6 protein-coding genes are annotated in these 5,968 nt (G+C 71.4%); 4 read left to right on the plus strand and 2 right to left on the minus strand.

The features are described 5' to 3' along the window. A partial coding sequence (gene dusB, locus ACFQ4O_RS14270; RefSeq protein WP_378776475.1) for a tRNA dihydrouridine synthase DusB occupies window positions 1-980 on the minus strand: 980 nt, incomplete at its 3' end. Window positions 981-1,140: 160 nt separating this feature from the next. Here dusB and ACFQ4O_RS14275 point away from each other — a divergent pair. Together ACFQ4O_RS14275 and ACFQ4O_RS14280 are read left to right on the plus strand one after the other, a co-directional pair. Next, entirely contained in the window at window positions 1,141-2,367 is a 1,227-nt protein-coding gene (locus ACFQ4O_RS14275; protein ID WP_378776476.1) for a bifunctional 2-C-methyl-D-erythritol 4-phosphate cytidylyltransferase/2-C-methyl-D-erythritol 2,4-cyclodiphosphate synthase, read from the plus strand. Beyond that, window positions 2,364-2,867 carry a CinA family protein gene (locus tag ACFQ4O_RS14280; RefSeq protein ID WP_378776478.1) on the plus strand — a complete coding sequence of 168 codons (504 nt, stop codon included), beginning with the start codon at window positions 2,364-2,366 and terminating at the stop codon, window positions 2,865-2,867. Before ACFQ4O_RS14275 ends, ACFQ4O_RS14280 begins: the two co-directional genes overlap by 4 nt. 51 nt (window positions 2,868-2,918) lie before the next feature. Here the strand turns inward: ACFQ4O_RS14280 and ACFQ4O_RS14285 are convergent, their stop codons facing one another. Next, on the minus strand, window positions 2,919-3,575 hold the full coding sequence (locus ACFQ4O_RS14285) for an invasion associated locus B family protein (RefSeq protein ID WP_378776480.1): 657 nt from the start codon (window positions 3,573-3,575) through the stop codon (window positions 2,919-2,921). A gap of 335 nt (window positions 3,576-3,910) precedes the next feature. Here ACFQ4O_RS14285 and nadA point away from each other — a divergent pair, with 335 nt between their 5' ends. Together nadA and ACFQ4O_RS14295 are read left to right on the plus strand one after the other, a co-directional pair. Beyond that, window positions 3,911-4,987, plus strand: a complete 1,077-nt coding sequence (nadA, locus tag ACFQ4O_RS14290) for a quinolinate synthase NadA (RefSeq protein ID WP_378776482.1) — start codon at window positions 3,911-3,913, stop codon at window positions 4,985-4,987. A gap of 256 nt (window positions 4,988-5,243) precedes the next feature. Then, window positions 5,244-5,968 (plus strand): FAD-dependent oxidoreductase (locus tag ACFQ4O_RS14295; RefSeq protein WP_378776484.1); only part of this gene is annotated, 725 nt, incomplete at its 3' end.

The following is a 5,968-nucleotide window of genomic DNA, read 5'->3' on the forward strand; positions in this document are numbered from 1 at the left end:
CGGGCGGCGCCTGCGTCCGGCGCGGTCAGCGCGGCGACCTTGGCCTCCTGCGGCGCGGGCCGGCCGACGCTGTCGGCGGCCGCGTCCAGATACCAGCCGAGATGCTTGCGGGCGTGGCGGACGCCGGTCTCATGTCCGTACAGCGTGAGCAATCCTTCGTAATGTTCGAGCGCGAGCGCCTTCTGCGCCGCAAGCGAGGGCGGGACGCGGCGCTCGCCGCCGGCGAGCCGGTCCGCCACCTCGCCCGGAAACCAGGCGCGCCCCTGCGCGCCCCGGCCGATCATCACCGCGTCCGCGCCGGAGGCGGCGAGCATGGCGGGCGCGTCTTCGGCGCGGGTGAGGTCGCCGTTCGCCACCACCGGGATCGACACCCGCTCCTTGACCGCACGGATGGCGGACCAGTCCGCATGGCCGTTGTAAAGCTGGGCGCGGGTGCGGCCGTGCACCGTGACCATGCGGGCGCCCTCGCCTTCCGCCCGCGCCGCAAGCTCCGGCGCGACGATGGACGTTTCATCCCAGCCGAGCCGCATCTTCACGGTGACGGGCGCCTCCACGGCCGCGACGGTGGCCGCGATCAGCCGCACCGCGAGATCGAGATCCTTCAGGAGCGCCGAGCCGCCATGGCCGCCGACCACCTTCTTGGCGGGGCAGCCCATGTTGATGTCCACGATCGCGGCCCCCGCCCCGACCGCGACCTTCGCCGCCTCCGCCATCCAGGCCGGATCGCGGCCCGCGAGCTGGACCACGTGCAGATGCAGGCCCGAGCCCTCGGCCCGCAGCCGCGCCTCGTCGTCGGCGGTGGCGAGCTCGCGCGACGCCACCATCTCGGACACCACCAGCCCCGCGCCGAGCCGGGCCGCGATTCGGCGGAACACCACGTCGGTCACGCCGGACATGGGAGCGAGCAGCACGGGATTCGCGACCGCGACGTTCCCAATCGCGAACGGATGCAACGGTTTGGACGGGTTATGAATGCTCATAAATTAGCCTGAACGTCATTTGCCCACATATTAGACAGTTTCCGTCCCGACACAACGCGCAAAACATGGGCGGCGCGCGGATCGGGACAGACGCGCTCCGCTTCGGCTAAAACCCGCGGGACCACGCCGCGCGCCGGCGGCCTCGAAATGGATGCGACGTATGGGTGTTTCACAGCATGACGGCCCCCGCGTGGCGGCGGTGATCTGCGCCGGCGGGTCGGGATCGCGGGCCGGCGCGGGCGCGCCCAAGCAGTACCGCCTGCTGGACGGCCGGCCGATCCTCGCCGCCTCGCTCGAGCTGTTCCTGAACCATCCGTCGGTGTCGCAGGTGGTGACCGTGATCGGGGCGGACCACGCCGACCTGTACGAATCCGCCGCAGCGCCCTTCGCGGGCTCGGACCGGCTCAAGGCCCCGGTCGCGGGCGGCGACAGCCGTCAGGCCTCGGTGCGCGCCGGGCTCGAGGCGCTCGCCGCCGACGCCGTCGACATCGTGCTGGTGCACGACGCCGCCCGCCCCTTCGCGACGCCCGCGCTGGTGGACCGCGCCATCGCCTCCGCCTTCGCCAATGGCGGCGCGGTTCCGGGCGTGGCGGTGGTGGACACCATCTGCGAGGTGGACCGCGGCGGCGGGCGCGGCGGGACGCTCGACCGGGCGCGCTGCCGCGCGCTCCAGACCCCGCAAGGGTTCGATTACGCCCGCCTCCGGGCGGCGCACGGGCAGGCGCTCGCCGCTGGCCGCGAGGACTTCACCGACGACGGCGCGCTCTATGGCTGGGCCGGCGAGCGGGTCGTGGTGTTCGAAGGGGAGATCGAGAACGTGAAGCTGACCACGCCCGAGCAGTTCGAGGTGTTCGCCCGGCGCGAGGCGGTGGAGGCGCTGCTGACGCTCGGCGACGTGCGGGTGGGGACCGGCTTCGACGTGCACGCCTTCGGCCCCGGCGACCATGTGGTCATCGGCGGCGTCGCGGTGCCCCACGGTTTCGGCCTCAGCGGCCATTCGGATGCGGATGTGGTGCTGCACGCCCTGACCGACGCGGTGCTAGGCGCGCTCGGCGACGGCGACATCGGCGCTCATTTCCCGCCCTCCGATCCGGCGTGGAAGGGCGCGGATTCGGCCCGCTTCATGGCCGACGCCGTGGCCCGCGTGCGGGCGCGGGGCGGCGTGATCGCCCATCTGGACGTGACCGTGATCGGCGAGGCGCCCAAGGTCGGTCCGCACCGGGAGGCCATGCGGGCGCGGATCGCGGAGATCTGCGGCGTGGCGGTCGGCCGGGTCGGCGTGAAGGCCACCACCACCGAAAAGCTTGGCTTCGCCGGCCGCCGCGAGGGCCTCGCCGCCATGGCGTCCGCCACCATCCGCCTGCCGCTGACGGAGGAGCTCGCATGAGCGCCGACGCCTACGCCCTCGCCGAAGAGGTTCTGAATCTCGCCCGCGCCGCGGGCCTGACCGCAACCACCGCCGAATCCTGCACCGGCGGGCTGGTGGCGGCGGCGCTGACGGAGGTACCGGGCGCGTCCGACGTGGTGGATCGCGGCTTCGTCACCTATTCGAACGCCGCCAAGATCGCCCTGCTCGGCGTGCCCAAGGCGACGCTCATCGCTTATGGAGAGGTGAGCGAGCCGACCGCCCGCGCCATGGCGGAAGGCGCCCTCGCCCGCGCGGGCGCCGGGCTTGCGGTCGCGATCACCGGCGTCGCCGGTCCCGGCGGCGGTTCGGATGAGAAGCCGGTGGGGCTGGTGCATTTCGCCGCCGCCCGCGCCGGGCGTCCGACGCTGCACCGGGAGCGCCGCTTCGGCGATCTTGGCCGGGCGGAGGTGCGCCGGCGCGCCACGCTGGAAGCGCCCGAACTGCTGCGCGAGGCGGCGGGCGCCACCGCCCTCGCCTGACTTCAGGTCATGGACGCGCCGGGCGGCGAGCCCGGCGCCGACGCCGCCGTCTTACTTGCTGGCCGCCAGCGCCGTCAGCCGGTCGAGCGCGGCGTTGAAGCCGTCCAGCGAGACGTTGAAGCTGACGAGCTGGCCGTCGCCGAGGTTGAGCGAGCCCACGGTGAGCTGCTTGCCGCTCTTCAGCGACGCGGTGGCGGTCGCCGGCAGCGAGATCGGCAGCAGGCAGCCCGCCGGCACGCAGGTGGAGAAGCGCAGGCCGGAGCCGAAATCCTTGTCGTCGAGCGTGAGCACCGCGCCGGAATCGAGCTTCAGGCCGAAGGGCATCAGCACCGCGCCCTCCACCTTGCCGTCCTTCGGCGCGCGCAGCTCGATCGCGAACAGGCGGCGCCCGCTCTGGCGATCGCCCTGCGCCTGGGACAGGAGGCAGCTCTTGCGCCCCTCGCCGATGCGGCAGTCCACGGTCCAGTCGCCATAGGTCTCGTTGATGGCGGCGGCGCCGTTCGGCAGCGTCTCCGGCGGCTGCTGGGGCGCCTGGGCCTTGGCGGCGTCCGCGGGCGCGGGCGGCGTCGCGGCGGGCGTCTGCCCCTGCTGGCGCAGCCGGTCGGTGGCGGCCTTCATCTGGTCCGCGGTCGGCTGCTGCTGGGCGACGGCGAGCGACGGCAGGGCGGACGCGATGAGAACGGCGATGACGGCGCGGCGGAACGGCATGGCGAAACTCTTCTACGGGCGCGGAACAGTGCGGGCCTCTGAGGCGGCTGGCCCCTCCAACACCACGCTCCGCGCCCCCGATCAAGCCGAAACCGACGCTGCTCGCGCGAAATGAATTACAATTATTCCAATATGTTACGTCGGGCGCCTCACGTTTTCTGAACGAAAGACTGAACTCGACGGCGTTTTCCTGAAGATCACGAACTTATCTCGTCCCGACACCCAGTCCCGTGACGATTTCATGTCCTGCAGGCCTTTTATTTTGGTCCCCCGCACATTATCATACTTATGCTCGAAATGAGCATATCGGTACGGTTTGACCCTGGGAGGACGCCATGTCCCCGCTCGCCGCCCTGAAAGTTACCGCCCCCCGCGTGGCCGCCTCCGGCCCGCGCCGCTTCGCCCCCGTCGCCATGCCATCGCTGGAGTGGACGCCCGAGGTCGAGGCCGCGACCGCGCATCTCTACGAGCGGGTCAAAACCGTCATTCCGCCGGTGGAGTGGCCGTTCTTCGCGCCTTACGTGAAGGCCATCAACGAGCTCAAGGCGGTCCGCAACGCGGTCATTCTGGCGCACAACTACCAGACGCCGGAAATCTACAACTGCGTGGCCGACGTGGTGGGCGACAGCTTCCAGCTGGCGCGCGAGGCCACCAAGACCGACGCCGAGGTGATCGTCCAGTGCGGCGTGCACTTCATGGCCGAGACGTCCAAGATCCTGAACCCGGACAAGACGGTTCTGATCCCGGACGCGCGGGCCGGCTGTTCGCTCGCCACCTCCATCACCGCGGCCGACGTACGCGAGCTGCGCCGCAAGCACCCGGGCGTGCCGGTCGCGGTCTATGTGAACACCACGGCCGAGGTGAAGGCGGAGGCCGACATCTGCCTCACCTCCGGCAATGCGGTCGCGGTGGTGGAGTCGCTCGGCGTTCCCGAGGTGATGGTGCTGCCGGACCAGTATCTCGCGGCCTGGATCGCGACCCAGACCAAGGTGAAGATCATCACCTGGAACGGCGCCTGCGAGGTGCACGAGCGCTTCACGGCCGAGGAGCTGCGCGCCTATCGCGAGGCGGACCCGGACGTGACCATTCTGGCCCATCCGGAATGCCCGCCGGACGTGATCGCGGAGGCGGACTTCACCGGCTCGACCGCGAAACTCGCGGACTACGTGAAGTTCAAGTCGCCGAAGAAGGTGGTGCTGATCACCGAATGCTCCATGGCGGACAACATCATGACCTCGGCCCCCGACACCGAGTTTGTGAAGCCCTGCAACCTCTGCCCGCACATGAAGCGCATCACCCTGCCGAAGATCCTCGAGAGCCTCGTGCACATGCGCGAGGAGATCGTGGTCGACCCCGTGATCGCCGAGCGCGCCCGCCTCAGCGTGGAGCGCATGGTGAACCTGAAGATCTGACGGCCAAGGACACGCCCGTTTGAACGAGCCGAAACCGCTGTCCGTCTAACCTCGTCATGCCCGGCGAAGCCGGGCGTCCACGAAGTCTCGCGTCCGAGCGCCTGCGCCCGTTCACGTCGTGGATGCCCGAGGCGAGCCCGGGCATGACGAAGCCAGGACGTTCCTCACGGGTTTCACGCGCGTTGATCCCGGCTCACGGGCCGGACCAGCGCGAGGCGCACACCGTCCCCCGCGCCATCTGCCGGAAACGCACGCCATGAACGACTCGCCTGATCCTGTGGATCCCGACGCCCTCGCGCCCCTCTCCTGGGCCGGCGTGGACGACATCGTCATCGTCGGCGGCGGGCTCGCCGGGCTGTTCTGCGCCCTGAAGCTCAGCCCCCGGCCCGTCACCATTCTCTCTCCCACCCCGCTCGGCGACGGCGCCTCGTCCGCCTGGGCGCAGGGCGGCATCGCCGCGGCGGTGGGGCTCGGCGACAGCGCCGAAGCGCACGCGCTCGACACCATCGCCGCCGGCGCCGGCGTCGTGGACGAGAACGTGGCGCGCATGATGACGGCGGAGGCCGCCGACCGCGTCGCGGACCTGCTCGCCTACGGCGCGCCGTTCGACCGCGATCTGGAGGGCCGGCTTCAGCTTTCCCGCGAGGCCGCCCATTCCGAGCGCCGCATCGTGCGCGTGAACGGCGATCTCGCCGGCAAGGCGGTGATGGGCGCGCTCATCGCCGCCGTGCGCCGCACCCCCTCCATCCGCGTGCTCGAAGGCCTGACGGCGGAGGACCTCGTCACCGAGGGCCGCTTCGTGGTGGGCGTGGTGGCGCGGCCCAAGGGGGCGGCGAAGCCGGTGCGCGTCATCGGCCGGGCGGTGGTGCTGGCCACCGGCGGCGTCGGCCATCTCTACGCCGTCACCACCAACCCGCAGGAGGCGCGCGGCGCCGGCCTCGCCATGGCGGCGCGGGCGGGCGCGACGCTGGCCGACCTCGA

The organism is Methylopila musalis (assembly GCF_042679725.1).
Classification (GTDB): Bacteria; Pseudomonadota; Alphaproteobacteria; order Rhizobiales; family Methylopilaceae; genus Methylopila; species Methylopila musalis.

Excerpts from the sequence above, each read along its gene's own strand:
- ACFQ4O_RS14275 (WP_378776476.1), top strand. The coding sequence starts at position 1,141 with ATGGGTGTTTCACAGCATGACGGCCCCCGCGTGGCGGCGGTGATCTGC.
- ACFQ4O_RS14280 (WP_378776478.1), top strand. The coding sequence starts at position 2,364 with ATGAGCGCCGACGCCTACGCCCTCGCCGAAGAGGTTCTGAATCTCGCC.
- ACFQ4O_RS14285 (WP_378776480.1), bottom strand. The coding sequence starts at position 3,575 with ATGCCGTTCCGCCGCGCCGTCATCGCCGTTCTCATCGCGTCCGCCCTG.
- nadA (WP_378776482.1), top strand. The coding sequence starts at position 3,911 with ATGTCCCCGCTCGCCGCCCTGAAAGTTACCGCCCCCCGCGTGGCCGCC.